Source organism: Candidatus Pelagadaptatus aseana (assembly GCF_040362265.1).
In the GTDB taxonomy this organism is placed as follows: domain Bacteria; phylum Pseudomonadota; class Gammaproteobacteria; order Pseudomonadales; family Cellvibrionaceae; genus Pelagadaptatus; species Pelagadaptatus aseana.
The window spans coordinates 133,587-160,029 of sequence record NZ_BAABNJ010000005.1 but is presented as its reverse complement, the minus strand read 5'-3'; the positions used below and the strand labels follow the sequence as shown (position 1 = coordinate 160,029).

Annotated in this window: 22 protein-coding genes; 11 read left to right on the top strand and 11 right to left on the bottom strand. The window is 55.8% G+C overall.

The features are described 5' to 3' along the window. Positions 1 to 83 precede the first annotated feature (83 nt). Together lgt and ACPXV9_RS09350 are read right to left on the bottom strand one after the other, a co-directional pair. The gene (lgt, locus tag ACPXV9_RS09355; RefSeq protein WP_423896188.1) at positions 84 to 878 is read right to left on the bottom strand and encodes a prolipoprotein diacylglyceryl transferase; all 795 of its coding nucleotides are present in this window, start codon (positions 876 to 878) and stop codon (positions 84 to 86) included. A gap of 17 nt (positions 879 to 895) precedes the next feature. Then, a complete protein-coding gene (locus ACPXV9_RS09350) occupies positions 896 to 1,699 on the bottom strand; it encodes a sulfite exporter TauE/SafE family protein (RefSeq protein ID WP_423896187.1) in 804 nt (267 codons plus the stop codon). Positions 1,700 to 1,768: 69 nt separating this feature from the next. Here ACPXV9_RS09350 and ACPXV9_RS09345 point away from each other — a divergent pair, with 69 nt between their 5' ends. The 5 genes from ACPXV9_RS09345 to ACPXV9_RS09325 all read left to right on the top strand — a co-directional run bounded on the left by ACPXV9_RS09345 (position 1,769) and on the right by ACPXV9_RS09325 (position 7,079). After that, positions 1,769 to 2,554, top strand: coding sequence for an NRDE family protein (locus tag ACPXV9_RS09345; protein ID WP_423896186.1), 786 nt, complete (start codon positions 1,769 to 1,771; stop codon positions 2,552 to 2,554). Between the two features lie 21 nt (positions 2,555 to 2,575). Then, the gene (locus ACPXV9_RS09340) at positions 2,576 to 4,387 is read left to right on the top strand and encodes a L,D-transpeptidase family protein (RefSeq protein WP_423896185.1); all 1,812 of its coding nucleotides are present in this window, start codon (positions 2,576 to 2,578) and stop codon (positions 4,385 to 4,387) included. A 23-nt stretch (positions 4,388 to 4,410) separates the two neighbouring features. Further along, on the top strand, positions 4,411 to 5,355 hold the full coding sequence (locus ACPXV9_RS09335) for a diguanylate cyclase (RefSeq protein ID WP_423896184.1): 945 nt from the start codon (positions 4,411 to 4,413) through the stop codon (positions 5,353 to 5,355). Positions 5,356 to 5,555: 200 nt separating this feature from the next. Continuing rightward, complete coding sequence (locus ACPXV9_RS09330; RefSeq protein WP_423896183.1) at positions 5,556 to 6,104, top strand: YcbK family protein; 549 nt, start codon at positions 5,556 to 5,558, stop codon at positions 6,102 to 6,104. A 6-nt stretch (positions 6,105 to 6,110) separates the two neighbouring features. After that, a complete protein-coding gene (locus ACPXV9_RS09325) occupies positions 6,111 to 7,079 on the top strand; it encodes a hypothetical protein (protein WP_423896182.1) in 969 nt (322 codons plus the stop codon). 13 nt (positions 7,080 to 7,092) lie between these two features. Here the strand turns inward: ACPXV9_RS09325 and ptsP are convergent, their stop codons facing one another. Next, positions 7,093 to 9,378 carry a phosphoenolpyruvate--protein phosphotransferase gene (ptsP, locus tag ACPXV9_RS09320; RefSeq protein ID WP_423896181.1) on the bottom strand — a complete coding sequence of 762 codons (2,286 nt, stop codon included), beginning with the start codon at positions 9,376 to 9,378 and terminating at the stop codon, positions 7,093 to 7,095. Continuing rightward, entirely contained in the window at positions 9,371 to 9,880 is a 510-nt protein-coding gene (gene rppH / locus ACPXV9_RS09315; protein WP_423896180.1) for an RNA pyrophosphohydrolase, read from the bottom strand. Before rppH ends, ptsP begins: the two co-directional genes overlap by 8 nt. A 175-nt stretch (positions 9,881 to 10,055) precedes the next feature. Here rppH and ACPXV9_RS09310 point away from each other — a divergent pair, with 175 nt between their 5' ends. Then, positions 10,056 to 10,730 carry an HAD family hydrolase gene (locus tag ACPXV9_RS09310; RefSeq protein WP_423896179.1) on the top strand — a complete coding sequence of 225 codons (675 nt, stop codon included), beginning with the start codon at positions 10,056 to 10,058 and terminating at the stop codon, positions 10,728 to 10,730. Between the two features lie 25 nt (positions 10,731 to 10,755). Continuing rightward, positions 10,756 to 11,958: an imelysin family protein gene (locus tag ACPXV9_RS09305; RefSeq protein ID WP_423896178.1), complete on the top strand. Its 1,203-nt coding sequence runs from the start codon at positions 10,756 to 10,758 to the stop codon at positions 11,956 to 11,958. Here ACPXV9_RS09305 and ACPXV9_RS09300 read toward each other — a convergent pair. After that, positions 11,955 to 13,151, bottom strand: a complete 1,197-nt coding sequence (locus ACPXV9_RS09300; RefSeq protein WP_423896177.1) for a class I SAM-dependent rRNA methyltransferase — start codon at positions 13,149 to 13,151, stop codon at positions 11,955 to 11,957. The genes ACPXV9_RS09305 and ACPXV9_RS09300 overlap by 4 nt on opposite strands. Positions 13,152 to 13,291: 140 nt before the next feature. On the opposite strand from ACPXV9_RS09300, the gene ACPXV9_RS09295 reads away from it, so the two are divergent. Further along, entirely contained in the window at positions 13,292 to 14,164 is an 873-nt protein-coding gene (locus ACPXV9_RS09295) for an HDOD domain-containing protein (protein ID WP_423896176.1), read from the top strand. 16 nt (positions 14,165 to 14,180) lie between these two features. Here the strand turns inward: ACPXV9_RS09295 and gshA are convergent, their stop codons facing one another. The 3 genes from gshA to ACPXV9_RS09280 all read right to left on the bottom strand — a co-directional run bounded on the left by gshA (position 14,181) and on the right by ACPXV9_RS09280 (position 18,598). Beyond that, positions 14,181 to 15,770, bottom strand: a complete 1,590-nt coding sequence (gshA, locus tag ACPXV9_RS09290) for a glutamate--cysteine ligase (protein ID WP_423896175.1) — start codon at positions 15,768 to 15,770, stop codon at positions 14,181 to 14,183. A gap of 100 nt (positions 15,771 to 15,870) precedes the next feature. Further along, positions 15,871 to 16,137 carry a hypothetical protein gene (locus ACPXV9_RS09285; RefSeq protein WP_423896174.1) on the bottom strand — a complete coding sequence of 89 codons (267 nt, stop codon included), beginning with the start codon at positions 16,135 to 16,137 and terminating at the stop codon, positions 15,871 to 15,873. A 94-nt stretch (positions 16,138 to 16,231) separates the two neighbouring features. Continuing rightward, entirely contained in the window at positions 16,232 to 18,598 is a 2,367-nt protein-coding gene (locus ACPXV9_RS09280) for a Tex family protein (protein ID WP_423896173.1), read from the bottom strand. A gap of 242 nt (positions 18,599 to 18,840) precedes the next feature. Here ACPXV9_RS09280 and ACPXV9_RS09275 point away from each other — a divergent pair, with 242 nt between their 5' ends. From ACPXV9_RS09275 to ACPXV9_RS09265, 3 genes are read left to right on the top strand one after another with little or no spacing between them, the layout of a single operon-like run. Then, a complete protein-coding gene (locus ACPXV9_RS09275) occupies positions 18,841 to 19,992 on the top strand; it encodes an efflux RND transporter periplasmic adaptor subunit (RefSeq protein WP_423896172.1) in 1,152 nt (383 codons plus the stop codon). Between the two features lie 3 nt (positions 19,993 to 19,995). Further along, positions 19,996 to 23,124: an efflux RND transporter permease subunit gene (locus tag ACPXV9_RS09270; protein WP_423896171.1), complete on the top strand. Its 3,129-nt coding sequence runs from the start codon at positions 19,996 to 19,998 to the stop codon at positions 23,122 to 23,124. A 5-nt stretch (positions 23,125 to 23,129) separates the two neighbouring features. Next, the gene (locus tag ACPXV9_RS09265) at positions 23,130 to 24,491 is read left to right on the top strand and encodes a TonB family protein (protein WP_423896170.1); all 1,362 of its coding nucleotides are present in this window, start codon (positions 23,130 to 23,132) and stop codon (positions 24,489 to 24,491) included. 89 nt (positions 24,492 to 24,580) lie between these two features. On the opposite strand, the gene ACPXV9_RS09260 is transcribed toward ACPXV9_RS09265, so the two are convergent. The 3 genes from ACPXV9_RS09260 to pyrE are packed head-to-tail and all read right to left on the bottom strand — an operon-like array spanning position 24,581 to position 26,362. Further along, entirely contained in the window at positions 24,581 to 25,000 is a 420-nt protein-coding gene (locus ACPXV9_RS09260) for an MAPEG family protein (protein ID WP_423896169.1), read from the bottom strand. A gap of 53 nt (positions 25,001 to 25,053) precedes the next feature. Beyond that, positions 25,054 to 25,692, bottom strand: coding sequence for a hypothetical protein (locus tag ACPXV9_RS09255; protein WP_423896168.1), 639 nt, complete (start codon positions 25,690 to 25,692; stop codon positions 25,054 to 25,056). Between the two features lie 28 nt (positions 25,693 to 25,720). Beyond that, positions 25,721 to 26,362 carry an orotate phosphoribosyltransferase gene (gene pyrE, locus ACPXV9_RS09250; RefSeq protein ID WP_423896167.1) on the bottom strand — a complete coding sequence of 214 codons (642 nt, stop codon included), beginning with the start codon at positions 26,360 to 26,362 and terminating at the stop codon, positions 25,721 to 25,723. Positions 26,363 to 26,443 lie beyond the last annotated feature (81 nt).

The following is a 26,443-nucleotide window of genomic DNA, read 5'->3' as shown; positions in this document are numbered from 1 at the left end:
ACTCAACTGAAAAATTAAATATTTACAAAAAAATGAAGAGCCTTCAGCCGCTTAAATCAGCCTTCAGCGATTTAAACCAGCGCTCAGCTCCTGTTATTACTCTTTTTATAAGCCCATACCAGCAGAGCCAAACCGCCGATAATCATAGGCAGGCTCAACAGCTGTCCGCGGGTCATCCACCCCATCACATCAAACCCGATATGGCTGTCGGGCTCGCGCACAAATTCTACTAAAAAGCGGAAGCTGCCATACAGCAACAGAAATAAACCACTGGTTGCCATGCGCGGCCTCGGCTTGGCCGAAAACCAGAAGAGTATCGCAAACAGCACCAGCCCTTCCAACAGCGCCTGATACAGCTGCGAGGGATGGCGAGCCAGCGCCAGAGGGTCATTGGGGAAGACCATGGCCCAGGGGACATCGGTCGCACGCCCCCAAAGCTCCTGCCCAATAAAATTACCCAACCGGCCAAAACCGAGGCCAATGGGCACCAACGGCGCAACAAAATCCGTTACCGCAAAAAATGGGGCATTGATTTTCCGGGCATAGACATACAGCGCCACAATCACACCCAGCATGCCACCATGAAACGACATGCCGCCCTCCCAGACCCGCAGCAGCCAAACCGGATCCTCAAGAAAGCGATCAAAGTGATAGAACAACACATAGCCAAAACGGCCACCGAGAATCACCCCCATAGCCCCATAGACGATCAGATCTTCCACCTGTTCCGGGCGGCAGGGGCCCACACCTTTGCGCGCGCGCACCATGGCCAACTGCCAGGCCGCAGCAAATCCCAGCAGGTACATGATGCCGTACCAATGCACTTTTAAAGAGCCCAGCGAAAAGGCGACGGGATCAATTTCCGGGTAATTCAACATAGTTCCAACAAAACCTTTTACATCAGACCACTGACAAACAGCTCAACAGCAATCAAAAATAACACGACAGCAAAGCCCTTCTGCAATTTCTCCGCAGGCAGATTATGGGCCATACGAGCACCAATACGAGACGCGGGTGCGCTGAACACCACAATACCGAGAAAGGCCGGCAGATAAAAATAGCCGTAGGCCCCATCGGGTAAATCCGGCTGCCCCCAGCCCTGATAAATAAAGGAGGCCACTCCAGCAACCGCAATCGGCAACCCCAGAGCGGCAGAGGTCGCCACCGCCTTGGCCATGGGCACCTGACATACGCGCAAAAATGGCACCGTTAACGACCCACCGCCGATACCGAACAAAGACGACAGGCTGCCAATTACCGTACCTGCCAGCACTCGGCCCGGGATTCCGGGCAAGCGCTGCCCCCCATCACCCACCGCCTTGAGCATGGTAAAGCCGACAAACACCAGAAAAGCGGCAAACGCCAACTGCAGCTCAGCGCCCGCCAACAGCGAAGCCAACAGGCCACCACACCAGCCACCCACCAGCACCCCGGGAACCAGCGGGCCGAGAATGTTCAAATCCACCGCCCCCTTTTTCCAGTGCGTGCGACTGGCTGTCAAAGACGTTACCACAATACATCCGAGCGAAGTTCCAACGGCCAGATGGGTAGCCACTGTTTCAGGGAAGGCCAGACCGGCAAAGGTATAGATCAGCGCCGGCACAATCACCACGCCACCGCCCAGACCAAACAGGCCGGCAATCAAACCGGCAACAACACCGACCACCGCGAAAATCAGCAACAGGGATAAAATAGACAAAAGTATTCCCGCATCAACAGAGCAAAGCACGCTATTATCCACGCAGCCGCCCCAAGATAAAGTCGAGCCATGTGTCTGATTCTGTTTGCCCTGCAACAACACCCCGATTTCCCATTGATTGTCGCTGCCAACCGCGATGAATTTTTTGCCCGGCCCACCCGGCCCGCCAGCTTTTGGCCTGACCATCCGGAACTCTATGCCGGACTCGATCTGGAGGCCGGTGGTACCTGGCTGGGAATCAACCGCAGCGGGCAATTCAGCGCACTCACCAATTTTCGCGAACCGGGCAGCATTCAGACACAATCGCAAAAGGCATCGAGGGGGGAGCTTCCCAGCCATTTCTTAATGGACCCGGAGACCCGAATCGAGTCTTACTTCAGTCAGCTACAGGCAAGCCGGCACCACTATAATGGCTACAACCTTCTGTGTGGCAGCCCTCAACAACTGGGCTATTACTCCAACCGCGGGGAGGCCGATCCCCGATTGCAAGAAGGCATCTATGGTTTAAGTAATGGTCTGATCAATACCCCCTGGCCGAAAGTGGCTACAGGCAAACAGGCTTTGGCCGATACCCTAAAAACCACCAGCCCAGACCCGGATCAGTTGGCACTGGCTCTGTTCGAATTGCTGGGCTGCAGTGAACAGGCTCCGGACCATCAACTGCCAGATACCGGTGTGGGCCTTGAGTGGGAACGCACCCTGTCCCCGAGATTTATCCGAGGTGACGTATACGGCACCCGCACCTCAACCGTGGTGCTGTTTAGCGCTCAGGGACCGGTGCGCTTTTTCGAGCGCAACTTTAACGAGAAGGCCGAAGTTACCAGCCAGTCCTTTGAACTTTTAAACCCCGACTGAATTTTTTGCCATACTGAAAGCATGTCGAAACCAGCCAACCACTCACGCACCAAGACATCGTTACTGGCCCTGTTGCTGGCAATCGGCAGCATCCTGCTGTTTTACAAGGCCTATGAAGCCAACAAACAATTGCAGCCGATACTGCCATCGCTGGCAGCCCAACATGCCATGCAGCGCTGGTTTGCTGATGAAGACCCCGGCGCCCTGCTGCACCGCTCGCCAATTAATCACCTCGATAGTCTGCGCAGTATCTATCGCAACAACCGCTACCAAATGCTGTGGTTCAACGGCTATCAACTCTCCGACAATGGCCAGCAACTGATCCAGCAACTGCTGGAATCCAGCGCCGATGAATTATTCGATTACCAATATCATCTGGCCTATATCCAACAGCGACTGCATACCTTGCAAACCCAGCCAAGGGAAGTCACCGCACTGGATGCACTGATGACCGATGCCTTTGTGGCTTATATGCTGGATATCCTCAATGGCAAGATGGCGCTATCGGGTTATTCCTCAGAAGCCTACGAGCAATCCGCCAGTGGCCCACTCAAACCCGTGTCACTGAATCGCACAACCCATCTTCAGGATCCACTGCCGCTTGATACCCGTCAGCAACGACAGGACATCGTGCAACTGCTGCAGCAAAATCAGGGCGCGGAGCAGATCGCCGAGGTTCTTCAGGGGCTGATTCCACAGCATCAGGAATATCAGCGACTGCGACAGGCCTTTAATCGCTATCAGACCATGGTGAGCGACAACAATTGGCTTAAGTTACAGCAAAGATCACAACTGGTACTTGGAGATCGCCATCCTCAGGTTGCCCAGATGCGCGCACTGCTGACCCAAACCGGTGACTACCAGCCCGCAACCAGAGCGCAGGAGCAACGCTGGAGCTTGTCCCCGGAGGACATTCAGGATGACAACCAGCAGCTGGAAACGTTTGATCTGGCTCTGGAGCAGGCCCTGAAACGCTTTCAGGCCAGACACGGCACCAAAGTTGATGGTGTACTTGGGCGCCACACCCGCAAGTTACTGAACATCACCCCCAATTTTCGCCTGCGTCAGATTGCCCTGAACATGAAGCGCTGGCGTGAGCTGCCTCGGGATCTCGGCGAGCGTTACATCTGGGTCAATATGACTGATTACACCCTGCAATTGATTCATCAGGGGCAGGTCGAGCTGGACATGCGCGTTATCATCGGCAAGGAATACCGCAAGACCCCGGTCATGAGCGAAAGCATTCACAGTCTGGTGCTCAACCCCCACTGGAACGTCCCCCACCGCATTGCCGTAAATGACCTGCTGCCGCAAATCAAACAGGACCCGGACTACCTGATCAGGCGCCGCTTTAACGTATTCCGTGGCTGGAACGACAAGACCCCTGAAAACATCGACAACATCGACTGGAACCGTTTTAGCCGGCGCAACTTCCCCTATCGTCTGCAACAGAAGCCAGGACAGGGCAACGCCCTGGGTCGCATCAAATTTGTGATCCCCAACGATCAGTCCATCTACTTGCACGATACCAGTAACCCACAGTTGTTCGAGCGTGACATTCGCACCCTCAGCTCCGGCTGTGTCCGGGTTGAAAAACCGTTTGAACTGGCCAATGCCCTGATCCGTGGCAGCCAACACTGGAATCCCGAGCGCCTGCAACAAAACCTGGGCGGTGACAAAACCCGCTACGTAAAATTACCCGAGCCCATACCAACCTATCTGTTTTACCAGACAGTCTGGGTCGATGAAGATGAAGTCGTGCACTTTCGCGATGACATCTATCAGGGCGATCTGGTGGTCCACAAACGCCTGAGCCAGCCCATCTCACTATAACAGTTGGAAGTGACCGTCCCCAGATGCACCGCTTGATACCCTGTCTCTTCACTGGCTTTTATCTGATCATATCATCGCTGTGCAGCGCTTTGATTCAGGCGGCAGAACCGGTTGCTGCGATCTTACAGGCGCCACAGCAAAAATCCCTGATGGTACGTGTACCCCGCCAGGAAGTGAGCAATGTCTCACACACTGGCTACATCCTGACACTGCTCAAGCAAGCACTTGAGAAAAGCAAAGCCAATGGCGAGCTCATCAACGTTCAGCAGGCGCCTGTAACCCACACCCAGGCGCGTATGATTGCCGAACTGATCCACGGCCAGTCGCTGGATGTCATCTGGACCATGACTTCGCGAAAACGTGAACAACTGATGCTGCCCATACGGGTCCCCATCCTCAAAGGGTTGCTGGGACAGAGGGTATTCCTGATTCGTCAGGAGCATCAATCCAGATTTGACAACATTCACCAACTGAGCGATCTGGCTCAACTGAGCGCCGGTCAGGGCAGCCACTGGCCGGATACCGACATCCTTATTCACAACGGGCTGAGTGTCAGCACCAATGTCCACTATGAGCGGCTCTTCGACATGCTGGCCGGCGGCCGGTTTGACTACTTCCCCCGTGGCGCCAACGAAGCCTGGGTCGAAGCCGAGGCACACAGAGAGCAGCATCTGGCGGTAGAACAGAACCTGATATTGTCTTATATCGCCCCGGTCTATTTCTTTGTGGCGCCGGATAATCTCGCGCTGGCCCAGAGAATTCAGTCGGGTCTGGACAAGATGCACAGCGACGGCAGCTTTGACGCCCTCTTTTTCAATGACCCAACCCACGCCAACACGCTGAAGCAATTGGCCACTCATCAACGACGCGTGTTCAAACTTGAGAACCCTCTGCTGCCGCTACTGACACCTGTCGATATTACTCACTACTGGCTCCCGGCAGTCCACGGCCAGATCACCATGGATTGAATCCGCTATGTCTCTAGGCAGGATCACTTCAAATGTGGTGTTTTCATTGCCTCAAAGCGCTTTGACTGTGACACACGTGCCATTTCCCACCTGTTCAACTTGTGACCAATTGCCGTTACCGGCATAATTGCTCCCGTCCGAAGCCCACTACTCCAATAACTTTTTCGGACTGATGTAATTTTTGAAGTACCAGGTGTGAAATGTCTCTATCCCGTCGTAAATTTCTGGCGCTGTCGTCGACCGCGCTTATCAGTACTGCTGCGCTCAGTCATCCAGCCAGAGCCAGCATCAGCCAGCATCCCATTGAGCGCCAATTGGATCTGCTCCACCTGCATACCGGGGAAAGGCTCACAACCCGCTACTGGGAACAGGGCCACTACCACGCCGATGCCCTGAGCGAAATCAATCACTTCTTCCGCGACCACCGCAACAATCAGATCGCGGGCATAGATCCGGCCTTACTGGACAGCATTCACCAACTTCAGCAGCATCTGGATTATCAGGGTGAGATCCACATCATTTCCGGCTACCGCTCCCCGGAAACCAATGAAAAACTGCGTCAACAAGGGCGCGGCGTGGCCAAGCGCAGCTTTCATCTGCAGGGCCGTGCGATTGACCTGCGGCTCCCCAAAGCCGACCTGAGTGATGTGCGCAAAGCCGCACTGGCACTGCACAACGGCGGCGTCGGCTACTACCCCAACAGTAACTTCTTGCACCTGGATACCGGCCGCAAGCGCCAGTGGGGTTAGCACATCATGTCCATTGAACAGACTTCGCCAACGCCCGAGGCAGAGGGCCATCAACAGGCCGTACGCTTTGAAAAACGCTTTCTCACTCCCAAGTTCTGGCCTCTGTGGCTTTGGTTCGGTCTGCTCTGGCTGATAAGCCGCTTGCCCTATCGGGCCATGCGCGTAATTGGTGAAGGGGTCGGCCTGCTGGCAATGAAAGCCGGGAAAAAGCGCCGCTATTTTGCCGAGCGCAATCTGGAGTTGTGCTTCCCCGAAAAGTCCGCGGCGGAGCGGCAGCGAATTCTGCGCGAGTCATTCAAGGGGGCCGGTATGGCCCTGTTTGAATCGGGGCTGGTGTGGTGGCCCAAGAAAAGCAACGAAGCCTTGATTCACTTCGAAGGTTTCGAGCACATCGAACAATTGCAACGAGAAGGTAAACACATTTTGCTGTTTGCCCCTCACGTCACCTGCGTGGAATTCTGTTTTGCGCGAATGGGGGCGCGCACCTGGTTCAATGTTCTGTTCCGGGTTCACGACAACCCACTGTGGGAATTTATGGCCACCCACGGTCGCCGCCATTACACCCTGCGTCTGATCCCCAGAAAACGGGTGAAGGAATTTCTGTACCACATGAATCAGGGAGAGCTGGGACTGATTGCCGCCGATCAGGACATGGGCAAAAAGCGCAGCCTGTTTGCGCCTTTCTTTGGCATCCCTGCAGCCACCATCCCGTCCATTACCTCATTTGCCGAGCAAACCGATGCAGAAGTGGTTTTTGCCTCGGCTTTTCGTCGCCCGGGAGAGGGGTTTACCCTGCGTTTTTCCAAACCACTGGACAACTTCCCCAGTGGCGATCCACTGGCTGACTGCACCCGAACCAACAAGATTGTGGAAGACTTTGTCCGCGAACACCCCGAGGACTACCTTTGGCAACATCGCCGTTTCAAAACCCGGCCAACGGGTGAAGCGGCGCTGTATGACCGCAAGAAACGCTGAGTCTGGATCGGGACTAGTTGAGCAGATCCGTGTAATAGCTGGTAGCCGACTTGGGTGCCAGCAAACGGGTAAAACCGCCATCACTCATGGCGTCTTCAAGGCACTGATTGACCGACTGAGCATCGGGTTTGGTCATCACTTCGGTCAGCAGCTTTTTGGCCAGATCCAGATTCATATCCCGAATCACGGACTTTACCTTGGGCAGGTTAGTGGCGTTCATGGACAGGGTGTCATAGCCCATGGCCATCAACAACACAGCGGCCGCCGGATCACCGGCCAGCTCACCACAGATACTGACTTTGACGCCACACTCATGAGCGGCATCCACCACTTCCTGTAACGCCCTGAGAATGGCGGGATGAAACGGCTGATAGACATCGGCCACCTGAGGATTATTGCGATCCACGGCCAGCAGGTACTGGGTCAAATCGTTGCTGCCCACCGACAGGAAATCCGAACGCTGGGCCAGTTCACGGGCCTGATACACCGCCGCCGGCACTTCCACCATCACCCCGATCTGAGGCATCTTGATGTTGAAGCCATCCTCAAGCAGCTCATCAAAAGCCCGGTGGATCAGTTTTTTGGCCGCCTCCAGCTCATTGATGCTGGCGATCATTGGCAACATGATGCGCAGGTTGTCCAGCCCCTCGCTGGCTTTCAGCATGGCCCGCACCTGCACCAGAAAGATTTCAGGGTGATCGAGCGTTACCCGCAAACCGCGCCAACCCAGAAACGGGTTTTGTTCATTAATCGGGAAATACGGCAGCGCCTTATCGCCACCCACATCCAGCGTGCGCATGGTCACTGGCTGAGGCGCAAAAGCCTCTAACTGCTCACGGTAAATCTTGCGCTGCTCCTCCTCGGAGGGAAAGCGATCACGCAGCAGAAACGGGATTTCTGTGCGGTACAGACCAACGCCTTCGGCACCCCGCTCCAGCGAGCGCACGACGTCCGACATCAGCCCGGTATTCACCCACAGTGACACCCGGTGACCATCGCGGGTTTCACAGGGCATGTCCTTGATGGCCTCAAGGTCTTTGACCAGTTCCTGTTCTTCGCGATAAATGTCTTCGAAGTGATGACGTAGATTCTGCCCCGGATCGGTATACACCCGACCGCGATAACCATCGACAATCACATCCCGGCCTTCAATCTGGGTAAACGGCAGATCCACCGCCCCCATCACCGTTGGAATACCCATGGCCCGGGCGAGAATGGCAATATGCGAGTTACTCGAGCCCATCACCGACACCAGCCCGGCCAGCTTGTCTCTGGGCACCTCGCCCAGCATTGATGCCGTCAGCTCCTCGCCAACCAGAATGGCGTTATCGGGCAGTTTGCGTGCCTTTTGTTTGGATTCCTGTAAGTAGGACAATACCCGCCGCCCCAGATCGCGAATATCGGCAGCCCGCTCGCGCAGGTAACTGTCTTCCATCCGGGTAAAATTGCGTTCGTGTTCGAGAATCACCTCACTCCAGGCGTAGGCTGCAGAAATGCCTTTTTTGATTCTCTCCGCCACTTCGCCTCCCAGAGAAGCGTCATCGAGCATGGCCAGATAGGCATCAAACAACGCCTGCTCCTGACGACTCAGGCGATCGCGTAAGCGCTGCCCCATGCGTTTGATGTCCTGACGCACCGCGGCCAGACATTCATTGAAAAACGCCAGCTCCTCGTCGACGTCTTCGCAGAGTTGATAGGGCACGCCGCGCAGATCTGCCGCGGGGGACATAACCACCGCCTTACCAATGGCCACACCGGGCGAACCGGCAACACCGGTAAAACTTGCCTCGCGCGCAGAAGCCCCGATTTCACGCAATGCACCGGTGGCTTCGGCGTGGGCAATAACCCCGGACAACTGCGCCGAGATAGTAACCAGAAACGCCTCATCACCTTCGTCAAACCGACGCTGTTCCACTTGCTGGACAACCAGAACCCCGAGCACCTGACGGTGATGCACAATCGGCACCCCCAGAAAGGAGCTGAAACGCTCTTCACCGGTCTCGGCAAAATACTGATACTTGGGGTGGGACATGGCGCGCTCAAGATTGAGCGGTTCTTCACGAGTAACCACATAGCCGACCAGACCTTCGTCGGCCGACAGGCTGACCTGACCTACAGACTCGGTGTGCAGGCCATCGGTGGCCATCAAGACATACTTGCCGGAACCATCGCGCAGATAGGTAGAACAAACCTGAACCTGCATCACCGATTTGACGCGGCCAACGATAATATTGAGGGCGGACTGCAGGTCGCGGGCCGCATTAACTTCCTGGACAATACTGCGCAGGTCGTTAAGCATCGACAGCTCCCGACCAGGCTGACTCCATCTGGCTGTGAGCAGGAGATAATTCTTTCATGGCCCGCCGATAGACATCGCGCTTGAACGACACCACCTGATTCAGCGGGTACCAGTAACTGACCCAGCGCCAGTCATCAAACTCGGCAACACCGTCGTTTTCCAATTTGATCGCGGCATCGTCGGACAACAGCTGCAGCAGAAACCATTTCTGTTTCTGACCAATGCAAAGCGGCTTGGAGCCGTGGCGGAGAAATTTCTTGGGAAGACGGTAGCGCAACCAGCCGCGGGTGCGGGCAATGATCTTGACGTCTTCGGGCTTGAGTCCAACCTCTTCGTGCAACTCGCGATAGAGTGCCTGATCGGCCGACTCACCTTTATTGATACCACCCTGAGGGAACTGCCAGGCATCCTGACCACCGACACGCCGGGCCCACAACAATTGGCCCTGAGCGTTCGCCAGCATTATGCCGACATTGGGTCTGAATCCATCTGCATCAATCACCTAGGATATCCCTCTCTCTGGTTGTGGGTTATTGTTCCGCGCGGCCAGCTATTGTTCCATAGATTGCCCCGGCTTCACAAATAGACTTTAGACGATCAAACACAAAGAGACTGTTGTCGCCTGTGGGTGCGGCCGGTATCCTTGCGGCTTTCCAAATAAGCAACAGGGCAAAAACGTGAATCTGGCCATTTTCGATCTGGACAACACCCTTATCGCCGGTGACAGCGACCACAGCTGGGGCGAGTTTCTGGTTGAGCGCGAACTGGTCGATGTCGAGGCCTACAAGCGCGCCAACGACCAGTTCTATCAAGATTACGAGCGCGGTGAGCTGGATATTCACGCCTATCAGGAATTTTCCCTGCAACCTCTGACCCGTTACTCCATGGCCGAACTGGCTGAACTGCACCGACAGTTTATGACCGCCAAGATCGACCCGCTGCGCCTGCCTCAGGCCGATGCGCTGTTGCAGCAGCACCGTCAGCGGGGTGACTACCTGCTGATCATCACCTCCACCAATCGCTTTATTACCCAGCCTATCGCCGATGCCCTGGGGGTCGACTTCCTGCTGGCTACTGAAGCCGAAATCGTCGACGGCCGCTACAGCGGCAAAATGATCGGCACCCCCTGCTATCAGGACGGCAAGATCACCCGCCTGCACCAATGGCTGCAGCAGGCCCAGCAGCACGGTTTTACCGGCGATCTGGAAAACAGCTATTTTTACAGTGACTCGATCAATGATGCGCCACTGCTCCGTGAGGTGACGCACCCGATTGCTGTCGACCCCGACGCCAGTTTGCGCACTCTGGCGGAGCAACAGGGCTGGCAAGTCATCAGCCTGCGCGACCAGTAACCCACACAGCCAGGAGCAGATCACCATGACCCTTCGCCTTACCCTCCTCAGTCTGGCCATGGTTCTGTTTCTGAGCGGCTGCGAACCGCGCAATCAGGAAGCCACTCTCGAAAGCGGCGCACAAAGTTCGAGCGCCGATGCGGACGACCTCAAACTCGACGAACTCAGCAGGCAACTCTGGCAACATCAGACGGACAGTTTTGCCGTGGTGATTGGCGAAGCCGAGCGACTTTCCCAGCGTATTGCCGAACTGAATGCCACACCGGATGACGAACAGCTGCAAGCCGCCCGACAACAATGGCATCAGACGCACAATCAGTTGCTGCGCAGCTCCAGCCTGATCAGCTTCGGCGCCATCAACCCCGGCCTTTTTCAGCAAATCAAAGCCGCTATGGAATTGATCGACAGCCACCCGATTCAGCCCGGTTATCTCGACTACTTCGATGTCTATCAGCACAGCGGTATCGTCAATGACATCGCCGTCCCCATTACCGCCGATGCCATTCGCAAGCAACACGGCTTCAGTGACGGCAGTGACGTCAGTCTCGGATTTCACGCCATGGCTTACCTGCTCTGGGGAGAGCAGGGATCACGGCCGGCCAGTGACTTTCTGGCGCCACAAAAACTCGAGCGCGAACAGCAACTCAATGGTCTCAAACTGGTTGATCTGCCCAACCACAGACGCGCCACCTTACTGCAACTGCAAGCCACCCTGCTCGTGGATGATTTGAAATCGCTGCACTACAGGCTTTCCCATCAGGCCAGCGCCCTCAATGGCGCCTACCTGTCACTGATGCCACGCAGCCGCATACAACTGTGGCAACAAAGCAGCCTTCATCTGCTGCAGAAAATTTTGGCGCAACCGTTTCTGTTGCCCGAGGACTCGGAGTCATTGGAGCGGGCAGACCCTCCCCACAATCAATTTTCCGGACAGGAACTGGAAGCCATTCGCGCCGTCATTCACGGTATGACGGATCTGCTGTTTGCCAAAGAACCGGAAACACCCAGTCTGGCCCAACAACTGGTGAGAGAAGATACGCCGGCGCTGCGCCGGGATTTTGGGAAATTTGTCGCCCTGCTAGACAAGATGATCCTTGAACAGGCCGTCCTGCAGGACAACCGCGCCAACCTGCGTCAAACCATCGAAGCTCTGGCACAACGGCTGGGGGGCAATCTGGCACTGGCCGGGCAAGCTCAACCCGGCCAGCACGACAGGTCGCAGCCCTAGGGCAGATAGATTCGGGAAAACACCGCTTTCAAATAATCGGTTTCCGGAATAGCCGGGTGCACCGGATGATCCGCACCCTGACCACCCTGAGCAAAGATCTGGGCATGGCGATCCAGATGGCGTGAGGCTCCGCGCACTATCTCCACCATGGTGTTCTTTTCCAGATGCATCGAGCAGGATGCCGACACCAGCAAACCATCCCGTGCCAGCAATCGCATACCCAGCTCATTGATATGGCGGTAGGCGGCTTCACCCGATTTCTGATCCTTCTTGCGCTTGATAAAGGCAGGCGGGTCGAGCACCACAATATCGAACTTCTCCTGAGCCGCAATCAGCTGCTTCAAAACATCCACCGCCTTGCCATGCATCCCTTGCATGCGATCATCCACGCCATTGAGTGCCGCATTTTCTCCGACCCAGTCCAAAGCCTGTGAGGAGGCATCCACACACATCACTTCACTGGCACCAGCGGCGGCGGCCTGCACCCCCCAACCGCCAACGTAGGAGAACACATCCAAGACCCGCTTACCCGGGGACAGGCGCTGCAACAACGCGCGATTTTCGCGATGATCATAGAACCATCCGGTTTTCTGGCCCTCCACGATCGGCGCAATAAAGCGCACGCCGTTTTCTTCCAGCTCCACCGCCTCCGGCACATCGCCAAAGGCTTCAACCACTTCCGGCAGGCCTTCATGATGACGGGCGCTGTGATCATTGCGCAACAAAATCCCCTCGGGTCTGAGGCACTGCTGCAAAGCCTCGATAATCGCTTCGACCTGGGCATCCATACCCGCCGTGGAGGTCTGCACCACCAGATAATCACCGAAGCGGTCCACCACCAGACCGGGCAACAGATCACTGTCGCCGTATACCAGGCGGTAAAAAGGACGATCAAAACAGGCTTCACGCAAGGCCAGCGCCTGCTTGATGCGGTGCACCAGCAAGGACTTGTTGAGCGGGTGTGCCAGATCGCGATTGATCAGGCGGGCGCATATCAGCGAGCCGGGACTGATGGTGGCAATCCCCAGAGGCTTGCCGCCATGAGCACAAACCTCGACCTGCTCCCCGGGCTGGAAGCCTTTCAGGGGCGAAGCCTGGGTATCCACCTCATTGGAAAAAATCCACAGATGGCCCTTCTTGAGACGCCGATCCGCCTGGGATTTCAAGATCAGCTTGGGAAGTTCTAGAGTCATAGCGCGGCCATCCGGGTTGAGTAACAGGCGCGCATTATAGACCACCGGGGCAGAATAAATAGCAAGATTATCAGCCGACAAGTGCGAATTTATCCGTTAAAATACGCGTCTTTTCACCCAATGGAATAAGTGATAACAGCATGGCCGACTTGTCCCAGGAACAGGTACAAAAAGTCCTTCAGGGAATTTCCATCCCGCCGCAGCCCCAGATCATGGTGGATCTGCAGATGGAACAGATGATGCCCGACTGCGACATCAATGCCATCGCCAAACTGATCAGCCAGGACATCGGTCTTGCTGGCAGCGTTCTCAAAACCGTTAACTCGCCCCTCTACGGCCTCGGCAACAACATTACTTCGATCAATCAGGCGGTGAACCTGCTTGGGGTTAACTCGGTGATCAATCTGGTCAACGGCCTCTCCATCCGCGGCGAGCTGTCGGACGACCAGATCGTGGCCATGGGTAAATTCTGGGACAGCTCCATGGAAGTGGCCATGGCCGCAGCGGCCATTGCCAAGAATATTGGCTTCCCCTGTCCGGATGAGGCCTATACCTTGGGGCTGTTTCACAACTGCGGCATTCCGCTGTTGATGATGCGCTTTGATAACTATCCGGAAGTGCTCAAACGCGCCTATGCCGACCCGGAGCGTCGCATTATCGACACAGAAAATGACGAACTGAATACCAACCACGCGGTGGTCGGCTACTACGTGGCCAAGTCATGGAACCTGCCCACTTACTTATGCCAGGCCATCCACGAGCATCACAGCATCCGCAAAATTGTCGACGACGAGAGCGCCGACCCGAAAAAGAAAACCCTGCTGGCGGTCCTCAAGATGGCCGAGCACATCTGCGGCAACTACCGAACCCTGGGCGATCAGGAAGTGGATAACGAATGGCAAATCATCAGTGAATCGGTGTTGCTCTACGTTGGCCTGAGCCAGTACGATTTTGAATCCCTGCAACAACAGATCAGCGAGATGGGTCTGGGGCACAGCGGCTACTACTGCTAGCAGCGCCGCTTAATTTTCAGCCCTGACAACACTGGTACTGGGCGTAATAATTTTTAAGATAATCTGCAAACGGCGGTTGCGACTCAGACTCCAGTTGCGACTGAGCCTGCAGTGAATCCTCTGCCTGTTGCGCCATCTGCGCCTCAAGGCCAGCCGCCAATGGCTTGGCTTGGTAGGTGGCAGCCTGCTCCTGCGACAGGTCCATCATCAACCGGAAGAAGGTTTTATCCTCGCGCTGCATATCCTCCAGCATCCGCGCCGAAGGCGTTAAGGACGCATCCTGCAGCTTCGGCAGCTGGGCTTTTACCGCCTCGCTGTAGCGGCTGGTGCTGTAACTGCGATCGAGAATTTTGGCCACCGCCCCCATTTCGCGCAACAGCACCTTGCCCCACTGCGCCAGCGACTGCTGACCAATCTCGCTGTTGAGCTTCATCTCGGGATCGCGGCCGCGATACACCATCAAGCGCTGGTTCTCCAGCTCACGCTGATACTTCTCGGGGCTGGCCTCGGGGCTGCGCACCAGCAGGCAGTACAACAGGAACACATCCATAAAATAGAGCTGCTCGGCATTGACCCCGAGTGGCTCGTAGGGGTTCAGGTCGACGCAGCGCACCTCAATGTATTCAATTCCCCGAGTGGCCAAAGCACTGAGGGCGGTTTCGCCGGTGTGAATGGTACGTTTGGGACGGATGGTGCTGTAAAACTCGTTTTCGATTTGCAGCAGACTGGTGTTGAGTTGATGGTACTCGCCAGCAGCATCGTACAGACCCTTGTCCACGTAATCGTCATGAGGCTGGGTAATGGCGCCACAAAGGGTTTGGATGTAGGAGTTCAAATCGTTATAGCACACCAGCAGAGACGACTGGGCACTGCTTTGGTAGCCCAGATCCCCCATGCGCAATGTCGTGGCAAAGGGAGCGTGCAGACTGTGATCGTCAGCACCGAAGGCTTGCAACTGGTGTTCGCGGTCGCGCACAAAACTGCGACACACCGCCGGTGACGCACCAAACAGATAGAGCAACAACCAGAAATTACCGCGAAAATTGCGAATCAAATCCAGATAGCGGCGATTTTTATACTGCTGCAGCGACTCGGCACCCGCCTCCTGACGAAACCAGAACTCCCAGAACTCTTCGCCCAGAGAAAAGTTGTAATGAACCCCGGCGATGGTCTGCATGGTGCGCCCATAGCGCTCCCCCAGTCCCAGGCGGTACACCGTCTTCATGGTGCCCACATTGGAATCGCCGTAGCGGGCAACAGGAATGTCTTTATCCTGAGTCAGCATGCACGGCATGCTCGCCACCCACAGGGATTCCCCTTCCGGCAAATGCTTGTAGGTATAGTGCTGAATGGCATCGAGGTCGGCCAGTAATTGCTCGGTATCCTCGGTGGGATCGGTAATAAATTCGAGCAGCGCTTCACTGTAATCGGTGGTGATGGCGGGGTGGGTCAAAGCCGACCCCAGTGCCTCGGGGTGGGGTTGTTGCGATAGTTGGCCATCGCCATCCACTCGCAGACTTTCCTTTTCCAATCCCTTGAAAATGCGGGTCAGGTGTTCGTTGCCAGACTCAGACAACAGCGCCAGACGCTGACTCAATAGTGACAAAATCCCACTCCTCTAGTCTTGTCATCCTGAATGGCAGTAAAGCATCTCTTTGAGATTCTCGCTCCCACGGGCCGCCAGCATGACATTGGCAAAGATACGTTTAAGGCTCTTCGATTTCAGACTCAGCCAGGCTCAATGGCGGTAAATCTTCATCGGCTATCTGTGGCACACCGCGATCGTTAGTGGCGCACTCAAGCACCTTGATGCGCAGGGTGTAATCTTTGGCGTTGGTCTCAATCATCTGATTGAGGGCCTCATCGTGGTGAACCGTGCGATACAGATGTCCGGCATCGCGACCATCACCCCAGTCGCCCTGCTTGGTCAAAAATTGTTTACGCTGATTCTGCAGTAAAAAAACCTGAGCCATTACGGTCCACCTTTTTTATTGTGGAGGAGTCTACTCCGATAAAGACAGCCTAGACAGCGATCCCCGCCGGAGCTAACAAAACTTATAGTCCGCCTTACAGGCGGCCACCTTTTTTCTTGGCGGCCTGGGCAAACAAGGCCGCCATACCGCCCTGATCCCCACCGGACTTGCCGCCACCGGACTGCTGCTTGCCACCGAAGCTGCGCTGCTGGGACTGCTTGCGCCCACCGCGACGCTCACCGCCAATGGAGGTTTGCTCACCGGGCTTGTCGTCCAGTCGCATGGACAATCCAACGCGCTTGCGGGCCACATCCACTTCCATCACCAACACCTTGACGATATCACCGGCCTTGACCACTTCGCGAGGGTCTTTGACAAAGTTGTGGGACAGAGCAGAGATATGCACCAAACCATCCTGATGCACGCCCACATCGACAAAGGCGCCAAAGTTAGTGACATTGGTGACGGTGCCTTCCAACACCATACCCGGTTTCAGATCAGAGATTTTTTCCACACCGTCCTGAAACTTGGCGGTCTTGAATTCCGGGCGAGGGTCGCGGCCGGGCTTATCCAGCTCGGAAATAATGTCTTTAACGGTAGGCACACCAAACTGCTCATCGGTGTACTCGGTCGCTTTCAAACCCCGCAGAAAACCGCTGTCACCCAGCAAGCCTTTGATCTCGCGACCATTAACCGAAGCGATCTTTTCCACCACCGAATAGGATTCCGGGTGCACCGCGGAGGCATCCAGCGGGTTCACACCATTGGCCACGCGCAAGAAGCCTGCGGCCTGCTCAAAGGTTTTGTCACCAAAGCGCGCCACTTTTTTCAGTTCGTCACGGCTCTTGAAGGCACCGTTGAGGTCGCGATAATCGACAATATTGTTGGCAATGGTCTGATTCAAACCGGACACCGCCGCCAGCAGCGGTGCCGAAGCGGTATTCACTTCAACCCCCACCGCGTTCACACAATCTTCCACCACAGCATCCAGTGAGCGGGCCAACTGGGTTTGCGACACGTCGTGCTGATACTGGCCAACCCCAATGGATTTGGGTTCGATCTTCACCAGCTCCGCCAGTGGATCCTGCAAACGACGCGCAATGGAAATGGCACCGCGAATGGTCACGTCCAGATCCGGAAATTCCTTGGCGGCAAATTCGGACGCCGAGTACACCGACGCTCCCGCCTCATTGACCATCACCTTTTGAGCGGTGATCTCCTTGTGATCGCGCAGGACGTCACCGACAAACTTGTCGGTCTCACGCGAAGCCGTGCCGTTACCAATGGCAATCAAGCCGACATTGTGCTTCTTACACAGAGCGGCCAGTACCAGCTCCGCTTCCCGCACTTTATTCTGCGGAGGATTGGGGAAGATGGCACCGTGATCCAGCACCTTGCCAGTGGCATCCACCACCGCCACTTTGACCCCGGTGCGCAAGCCGGGATCGAGACCAATGGTGGCCTTTTGACCAGCTGGCGCGGCCAGCAGCAAATCCTTGAGGTTACTGGCGAACACTTTGATCGCCTCCTCTTCGGCGCGCTCGCGCACCTCGCCCATCAGATCCGTCTCCAGATGGGTCAACAATTTCACCCGCCAAGTCCAGCGCACCACTTCCGCCAGCCACTTGTCAGCCGCACGCCCCTGATCGCTGATGCTCCAGTGATCGGCAATCATGGCCTCGCAGGGGTGACCGGTCTGGCGGGCATCTTCCTCGCCCAGAGTAATGGCGATACTGAGAAAGCCCTCGTTGCGGCCGCGAAAAATCGCCAGCGCCCGGTGAGAAGGGATGTCTTTGAGGGGTTCATCGTGCTCGAAGTAATCCTGAAACTTGGCCGCTTCGGCCTGCTTGCCTTCCAACACCCGCACCGTCACTACGCCATCGGCTTTGAGAAAATCGCGCAGGCGTCCCAGCAGGGTCGCATCCTCACTGAAACGCTCCATCAGGATCTGTTTGGCGCCATCCAGAGCCGCCTTGAGATCGGTAATCTTGGCCGCTTCTTCGCTGCCGTCGTTACACTCACCAGCAACGATGTATTTGGCCGCTTCAGCTTCCGGGGCCAGGGTCGGATCGGCCAACAACGCATCCGCCAGTGGCTCCAGCCCCGCTTCACGGGCGATCTGGGCCTTGGTGCGACGCTTGGGCTTGTAGGGCAAGTACAAATCTTCCAGCCGGTTCTTGGTTTCCGCAGCGTTGATGTCCGCTTCCAGCTCGGGGGTCATTTTGCCCTGCTCATCAATGCTTTTGAGAATCGCCGCACGGCGCTCCTCCAGCTCGCGCAAATAGCGCAGGCGCTCTTCCAGCGTCCGCATCTGCGTGTCGTCCAACCCGCCGGTCACCTCTTTGCGGTAACGGGCAATAAAGGGCACGGTGGCACCTTCGTCCAGCAACGCCACGGCGGCATCAACCTGACGTTCCTGAGCATTCAATTCTTCGGCAATACGGGCGGAAATACTTTTCATAGACAACTACTCAAACAAACTTTCGAAACAACTTTCAAGGCAAAACAGACGCTCTATGGCGCTCTTTTTATTGGACTGACAAATACCACAGACATGCCAGAAGGCCTGGCATTATGCGCAAATCAACATGCCAGCGACAGCCTTGTTTTTACAAATCTTTTATGGCTGCCAATACTTCCCATAGGTATGATCAAATTTGCTGTTTTCAACCTTCTTACAAATATAAAAAACAGGACATTTCAGTGTCACGGATCAGATCGCTGCGCACCCCCATGCTTATGCTGGCCATTGGCCTGCCCCTGTTATTTGCCATTGCCACCCTCAAACCAAAACCCCAACCTCAACCACTGGCACCGGCGGCCCCTCTGGCCATCCAGGTCAGCTATGCCGAACCACAGGAGTGGCGTCTGCAGGCCCAGTCGCAAGGCACGGTGGAGCCCAAGCGGGACATCAATCTGGTGGCGGAGGTTTCCGGAAGAATCATCGAGGTATCACCCAAATTTGTCAGCGGCGGCAACTTCAAGGCCGGCGAAACCCTGGTCAAAATTGACGACCGCGATTATCACTTCGCCCTGATCCGGGCGCAGGCCCGGGTGGCCGACGCCCGCCAACTGCTGGCATCCGAGCAGGGCCGGGCGCGCCAAGCCAAGCGCGAGTGGCGCGATCTGGGCAACCAGCAGGCCAATGATCTGTTTCTGCGCAAACCGCAACTGGCCTCGGCCCAAGCCAACCTGCAAGCGGCTCTGGCCGATCAGCAGCTGGCCGAGCTCAACCTGTCGCGCACCAACATCACCCTGCCCTTTACCGGCAGGGTGCGCCAAACTCTGGTTAATCTCGGGCAGTACCTGACTCCGGGCACCCCCATCGCCTCGGCCTATGATTCCAGTATCGCTGAAATCCGCCTGTCTCTCACCGAGAGCCAGGCGGCACTGATTGAACTGCCAAGGAATCACAGCCCTGCCGCGCAGCTGCCCCAGGTCATCCTGACCGGCTCCGTTGCCGGCCAGCCGCACCAATGGCAGGGGCGCCTGACCCGCACCGAGGCGTCCATCGACACCCGCACCCGGCTCTACTACACCATTGCTGAGGTGGACGATCCCTATGGCGCTTCACCGCCTCTGATGATGGGCCTGTTTGTGGATGCCACAATTGAGGGCAAGCCACTACAGCAAGTGATCCGGATCCCTAAACCGGGGCTGTATCAAAGCGCCCACGTCTACGCCATCGATGAACACAACAGAGTCCAGATAAAACCCGTCAAGGTACTGAGCAGCAACGCCGATTTTGCCTGGGTACAAGGTGAATTGCGCCAGGGCGAGGCCATTGCTCTGGAGAAACAGCACTACCTCAAATCCGGCATGCAGGTCGCCATCAAACCTGCCCGGGAGCAATAAGTCGTGAAGCGATTGGTTCAATGGTTTGTTGAAAACCCCATCGCAGCCAATCTGCTGATGGTGACCATCCTGGCGCTGGGCATATTCAATATGGCGAGCCTCAAGAAAGAGGTTTTCCCCGGAGTTGAAACCGGTCGGGTGCAAATTGAAACCCCCTACCCGGGCGCCGGCCCCAAGGAAGTGGAAGAGCTGGTGGTAAAGCGGATCGAGGAGGCCATTGCCGATCTCGACGGGATTGAAAAAATCGAATCGGAATCGCGCATAAACCTGGGCCGGGTGGTGGTGGAAGCCGTCAATGGCTATGACGTTCAGCGCTTGCTCAACAACATCAAAACCCGGGTCGATGCCATCTCCACCTTCCCGGTCGATGCCGAGCGGCCACAAATCAGCGACCTGCTGTGGGAAAGTGAAATCATGTCCATCGGCGTCTATGGCGACGTCCCGGAAAAGATTCTGAAGCAGACCGGTGAACAGTTGCGCGACGACCTTGCCCTGCTACCCGGCATTGCCAAGGTCACCCTGCAGGCAACCCGCCCCGATGAAATGTCCATCGAACTCTCGGAACTGGCCCTGCGCCGTTTTGGCCTGAGTTTTCAGGAAGTCGCCAATGCCATTCGCAAGGCCTCACTCAACTTGCCCGCCGGTAATATCAAATCCGACAGCGGTGACATCCAGCTACAGACCCGCAGCCAGGCCTACAACCGCGAAGACTTTGAAAACATCGTAATCGCCAGTCAAACCGACGGCTCGGAGCTGCTGCTCAAGCAGGTGGCCAGCGTCAAGGATGGCTTTGCCGAGCGCAACCTGATTGCCCGCCTCAACGGTCACCCTGCGGTGTTTCTCAAGGTTTCCAGCTCCGAGCAACCCGACATTCTGAAATCCGCCGCCACCATCCGCGATCACCTGGAACAAATCGCCGGTGAACTGCCTCCGGGGGTCAAGGCGGAAATCTGGAGTGACTGGTCGATTGTTTTCAAAGGCCGCATGGACCTGTTGCTGAAAAACTCATTCAGCGGTCTGCTGCTGGTGTTTCTGATTCTGATGCTGTTCCTGCGTCCGGCACTGGCGGCCTGGGTCAGCGTCGGCATCGCCGTGTCCTTTCTCGGCGCCCTGAGCATGTTGCCGCTGGCTGGCGTCAGCCTGACCATGATCTCCATGTTCGCGTTTCTGATGGTTCTGGGTATCGTGGTGGACGATGCCATCATTGTTGGCGAGAGCATCTACACCGCCCAGCAGCGAGGCATGCAGGGGCAGGCCTCGGCCGCCAGTGGTGCCAAGCAGGTGGCCAAGCCGGTCCTATTTGCGGTGCTGAGCACCATGATTTTCTTTATGCCACTGCTCAATATTCCCGGTGGCATGGGTGATATGACCTACGCCATCCCCGTGGTGGTGATACTGGCCCTGTTCTTTTCACTGGTGGAATCGCTGCTGATTCTGCCCTCGCATCTGGCCCACCTGAAACCCGAACGACCCGACGAATCCCACCCACTGCTGGCGCGACTGGAACGACTCAGGGAGAAATTGGCGCGCAGCATGGACACCTTTGCCAGCCAGGTGTACGAGCCCAATCTGGCGCGCATGCTGCGTCATAAGACCATCACCATCATCGGCTTTGGCCTGGCGTTTGGTCTGTCTGTGGCACTGTTTACCGGGGGCTGGATTCAGCGCACGTTTATGCCCCAAGTGCCCTCGGATTTTATTCAGATGCGCATTGATATGCCCGAGGGCATCGCTTTCGGCGAAATGGAGGCACTGGTGGATCGGGTCGAAACGCCGGTCTGGGCCATCAAACAACGGTTGCAGGCGCAATACCAACAGCCGGTTATCGAACACACCCAGATCTGGGCCGTTGAAAACAGCGTCTTCGGCGTACTCTCTCTGGTGCAGGAGCAACACCATCCAATTACGCCACAAGAGCTGGCCGATCTGTGGCGTGAACAGATCGGCACCATTGCTGACGCCGAGAAAGTGACTTTTGAAAGCACCATCAACGAAATCAGCGAAGACATCAATCTGACACTGACGCTCAACCATGGTAACCAGACCGACCTGAAAGCCGCCACCGAAGCCGTCATGGAAGCGCTGGCTAGCTACAGCGGCGTCTACGATCTGCGCAGCAGCCTCACTGCCACCCGCACCGAAATCGAAGTGGACCTGAAACCCCATGCTGAATCTCTCGGCATCGGCCTGTCGGACATCGCCAACCAGCTGCGTCAGGGGTTTTATGGCGAAGAAGTTCAGCGCATCCCCAGAGGCCGGGAAGACGTCAAAGTCATGGTTCGCTACTCCAGTGACGAGCGCTCGCGCATCGATCAACTTGAGAATATGCGCATCCGCACCAGTGATCAGCGGGAAATTCCCCTGCAAGCCGTGGCCAGCATCCGTTTTGTCCCCGGTTACAGCAGCATTGAGCGCACCGACCGGCGCCATTCCATCAATATCACGGCCGAGGTGGAAGATGGCGTCGCCGATCCTGCCGAGATTGTTGCAAGCCTGCTGCAGCACAACCTCCCCAACTGGCGGCAGGACTACCCGGGCATGACCCTGAAAGTGGATGGCGACATGTCCGAAGAGCAGAAATTCATGGACTCTCTGGGGCGCGATTTTGCCCTTGCCCTACTGGCAATCTACGCCATGATGGCGGTCGCCTTTCGCTCCTACGGTCAACCCCTGTTGATCCTCACCGCCATCCCCTTTGGTTTTATGGGCGCCGTGATCGGCCATCTGATTATGGGGCGCGAAGTGAGCATGATGTCGATTCTGGGATTTTCCGCCTGCGCCGGCGTGGTGGTGAATGACAATCTGGTGCTGCTCGATCGCATCAATCAGCTGCGTAACAAGGGTCTGAGCGCCGCCAACGCCGCGCTGCAGGCAGGCCGCGATCGCTTCCGCGCCATCATCCTGACCTCCCTGACCACCTTTATCGGTTTGACACCGATCATGGCCGAAACCAGTGTGCAAGCACGTTTTCTGATTCCTATGGTAATATCACTGTCGTTCGGGGTTTTATTTGCGACCACCGTAACGCTTATACTGGTACCTGCGCTCTATACCAGCGCCATGGAATGGGCGGAAAAAAACAATAAACAACGCGCCGATAACAATAAGACCAATCAACAATACGACTGTTAATAGCAATGACAATAATAAAAGCTTTTGCAAGGCTGACTGCGTTCTGCTGCCTGCTGTCTGTGGCCCTGTCTGCCTCTGCTCAGAACCTGATGCTGCACAGTACCGCAGCCTACAGCGAACTCAACAAACCACAATTTATTGCCGACTTCTATGCACCTGAAGGCGACCTTGACGTTGAAGCACTTCTCGACGGTAACAGCCCGTTTGAAATGCGCCTGACCGTCGAAGCTCGCACCATTGGCAGCCGCAGTTTCCGCCGCAGCTGGCTGGAAGGCGTCACCATCAACAACAGCAGCGACAAACTCGCCCCCATGAACCGTCATCTGGCCGAGTTCAGCAACCTGTTCAAGGGCCGCCTACAACAGGGTGATGATTTCCGGGTGCGCTATACCGAAGGCGGACATACCGTTGTAACCCTCAACGGCATTACGCTGCAGACCCTGACGGGCAACCGGTTTGGGCCGCTGTTATTAAGTTGCTGGCTGGGTGATGTACCCCTGTCGGCCAGCTTCAAAGAAAGCCTGGTCAAAGGCGAGAAAGACGGCGCTGCCCAAGATCGTCGCGACCAATTGAGTTACACCAAAGAACGTCAGGCAATGATCCAGTCCTGGCAGGCTCCGGCGCCAGCCATACCCGCCGCCAAGCCACCGAAGATCACCCCGCAGGAGGTTGTCAAAGCCGAGAGCGTGAGCAAGAAGCAAGCTCAGGCCATTGAAACCTTTACCGCCAAAAACAAAACCGCAGTTGCCAGCAAACCGGAAACGATTGAAACCGCCAAGGCAGCCGACAAAACCGAACTTCTGACTCAGGCTACCGCAGCCAAATCTGAGGCTGCACCCAAACCGGCAGTCGCCACTAAACCGGTAGTCGCCACCAAGCCGGTAGCGGTCAAAGCTCAGGCACCACAACCAAAAGCACAACCAAAACCAGAGCCTAAACCACAGCCTCAAACCATTCCACAGGCTCCCCAACCGGCGGCGGCAAAACCCGCCGTGGAGCCAACTGACTCACCTGCCGCCGGCCAGACCGATACCTCTCCAGAGCTGCAACCGGCACCGGAAACCGAAGCCATTCTGGCTTTGCGTCAGCAGTACTACAAAAACCTGATCAGTCATTTGCAGAACTACCAGACCACGCCCTATCTGGCTTTTCAGAGGCGTTGGGAAGGCGAAGTAAAGTTGCTGGTAACCATCGATCGCAACGGCCAAATCATCGAACACCAAACCCTGAAAGAATCTCGCCGCAAACTGTTTAACGAACAGGCTCAGGATGCACTGAAACGAGCCACGCCCTTTCCGGAAATTCCCCGCGAGCTGAATGAAGACACTTTCAGCTTTACTGCCTTACTGCAGTATCGATTGAATTAATCCATTCGCCTTTTGATTCAATTTCAATAACGTCAGCCACAAAAAAGCCGAGCTTAGTGCCCGGCTTTTTTGTGGCCTGGAGTCAGGCTTTAAAAATTCTTTAACGCCAAATCCACCAACATCGCCCAGACCAACACGCTGGAACCAATGTAAGAATAGAAACGATGCAGAACGCGATTGTAGGTGCAGTGAATCAGGCTGTGGATTGCACGCAACAGCACAAAACCCCAGGCGCAATTTAACAGGAAACCATCCACCTGCTGCAGCTGAAAGGCCACCAGACAAACCACATAAAAGATGACCGGCATTTCGAACAGGTTTTTAAAGTTGTTGCCCGGCGCATTAACATCCGCAGGCAACAGTGCCGTCACCTGCTCCGGCGTTTTTACCAATTCGGCATCAACCTTGTTGCCCATCAGATACTTCATGCGGCGCACAAACAACACCACCCAAACCACCAGTGTTAACAGCAACATCGCCAGAACCGGTTGAAAAATTTCTGCCTGCATAAATCCCCCAATCTCAGAAATTATTTATTGTTGTAATTATTGGGTCCGGCTCATTAGTCCGGGCGAATCACGCGAAAGCGTTCGCGATCGCGATCGTACTTATCCGACACCTGCCGATACTGTTTCTGCCGCTCACGCAACAGCTCTTCGGTCAGCACCAACTCTTCTTCAAGGCCTGCCAGCGCATCAACAACCGCCTGAGGAATTTTACGGCCCTGCCGTTCACTCTCGGCAGCATTGGCATGCTGCTGGGCAATTTGAGATTTCAAACTGCTGATATTGCTGTCGAGAATGGCAATATTGCCGTTTAACTCATTGAGCTTTCGCTGCTTGGCGGCTTCCACATCTCGCACGCTGCTGTAACGGCGCTTGAGCTCCGTGTCCCAAGCGGCCAGTTTTTCGGCCTCTTCCCGGGCCAGTTTCTGTTGCTCGGCCGCCTCTGAGCTGATCGCAGGCTCAACTACCCGAACGACTTCACCGCCAAGGGTAACCACTTCATAACCCTTCTGGGCATAGGCTGGCGGAATGGAGTGCTCAATGACTCTAACCCCCTGCTCATTAACATAGCGGTAATAGAGTTTGCGGGGTTTGTTGTCTTTCTGCGCCCAGCCTTGGGACGCCACTAGCAGGCCAACCAAAAGCCAACCCGTTCGCTTGATCATCGCTCGCTTTAACAGCATTGTCAGCAACACGCCTGTTTTCCCGATTTTCAGTTAACTATCAAACACCGTACTGTTGACGGTATTCACGAATTTTCTCAACCCTATCCTGCTGGTCGGATTGTTCTTCCAGATACGCAATAATATCGTCCAGCTTGATGATGCTGACAACCGGAATGCCATAATCACGCTCAACCTCCTGAATCGCCGACAGTTCACCCTGCCCCTTTTCCTGGCGATTCAAACCGATCAGCACCGCTGCCGGGCGCGCACCCTCTGCTTCAATTATGGACATCACTTCCCGCACCGCAGTTCCTGCGGTAATAACATCATCGACAATCAGCACGCCACCCTGAAGGGGAGCACCCACCAGAGAACCGCCTTCACCGTGATCCTTGGCCTCTTTGCGGTTAAAACAATAGGGATAATCACTACCATGCTGATCCGCCAGAGCCACAGCGGTAGTGGCCGCCAGCGGAATGCCCTTGTAGGCCGGACCGAAAACCACATCAAACTCGACACCACTGTCGCGAATGGCATCGGCGTAAAAGCGACCCAGTGCAGACAATGCTGCTCCGGTTTGAAATTTGCCCGCATTAAAAAAGTAGGGGCTGGTTCTGCCTGATTTCAGGGTATAATCCCCGAAACACAGGGCTTGGTGCTCAATGGCCAGCTGGATAAAGTCGCGCTGGTACTTTTGCATGGTAATATCCTGTAAATGATCTAACTTAAATGGACTGCCCGTATCCGATCCATATCGAACGGCAACTGTACAAACCAAATA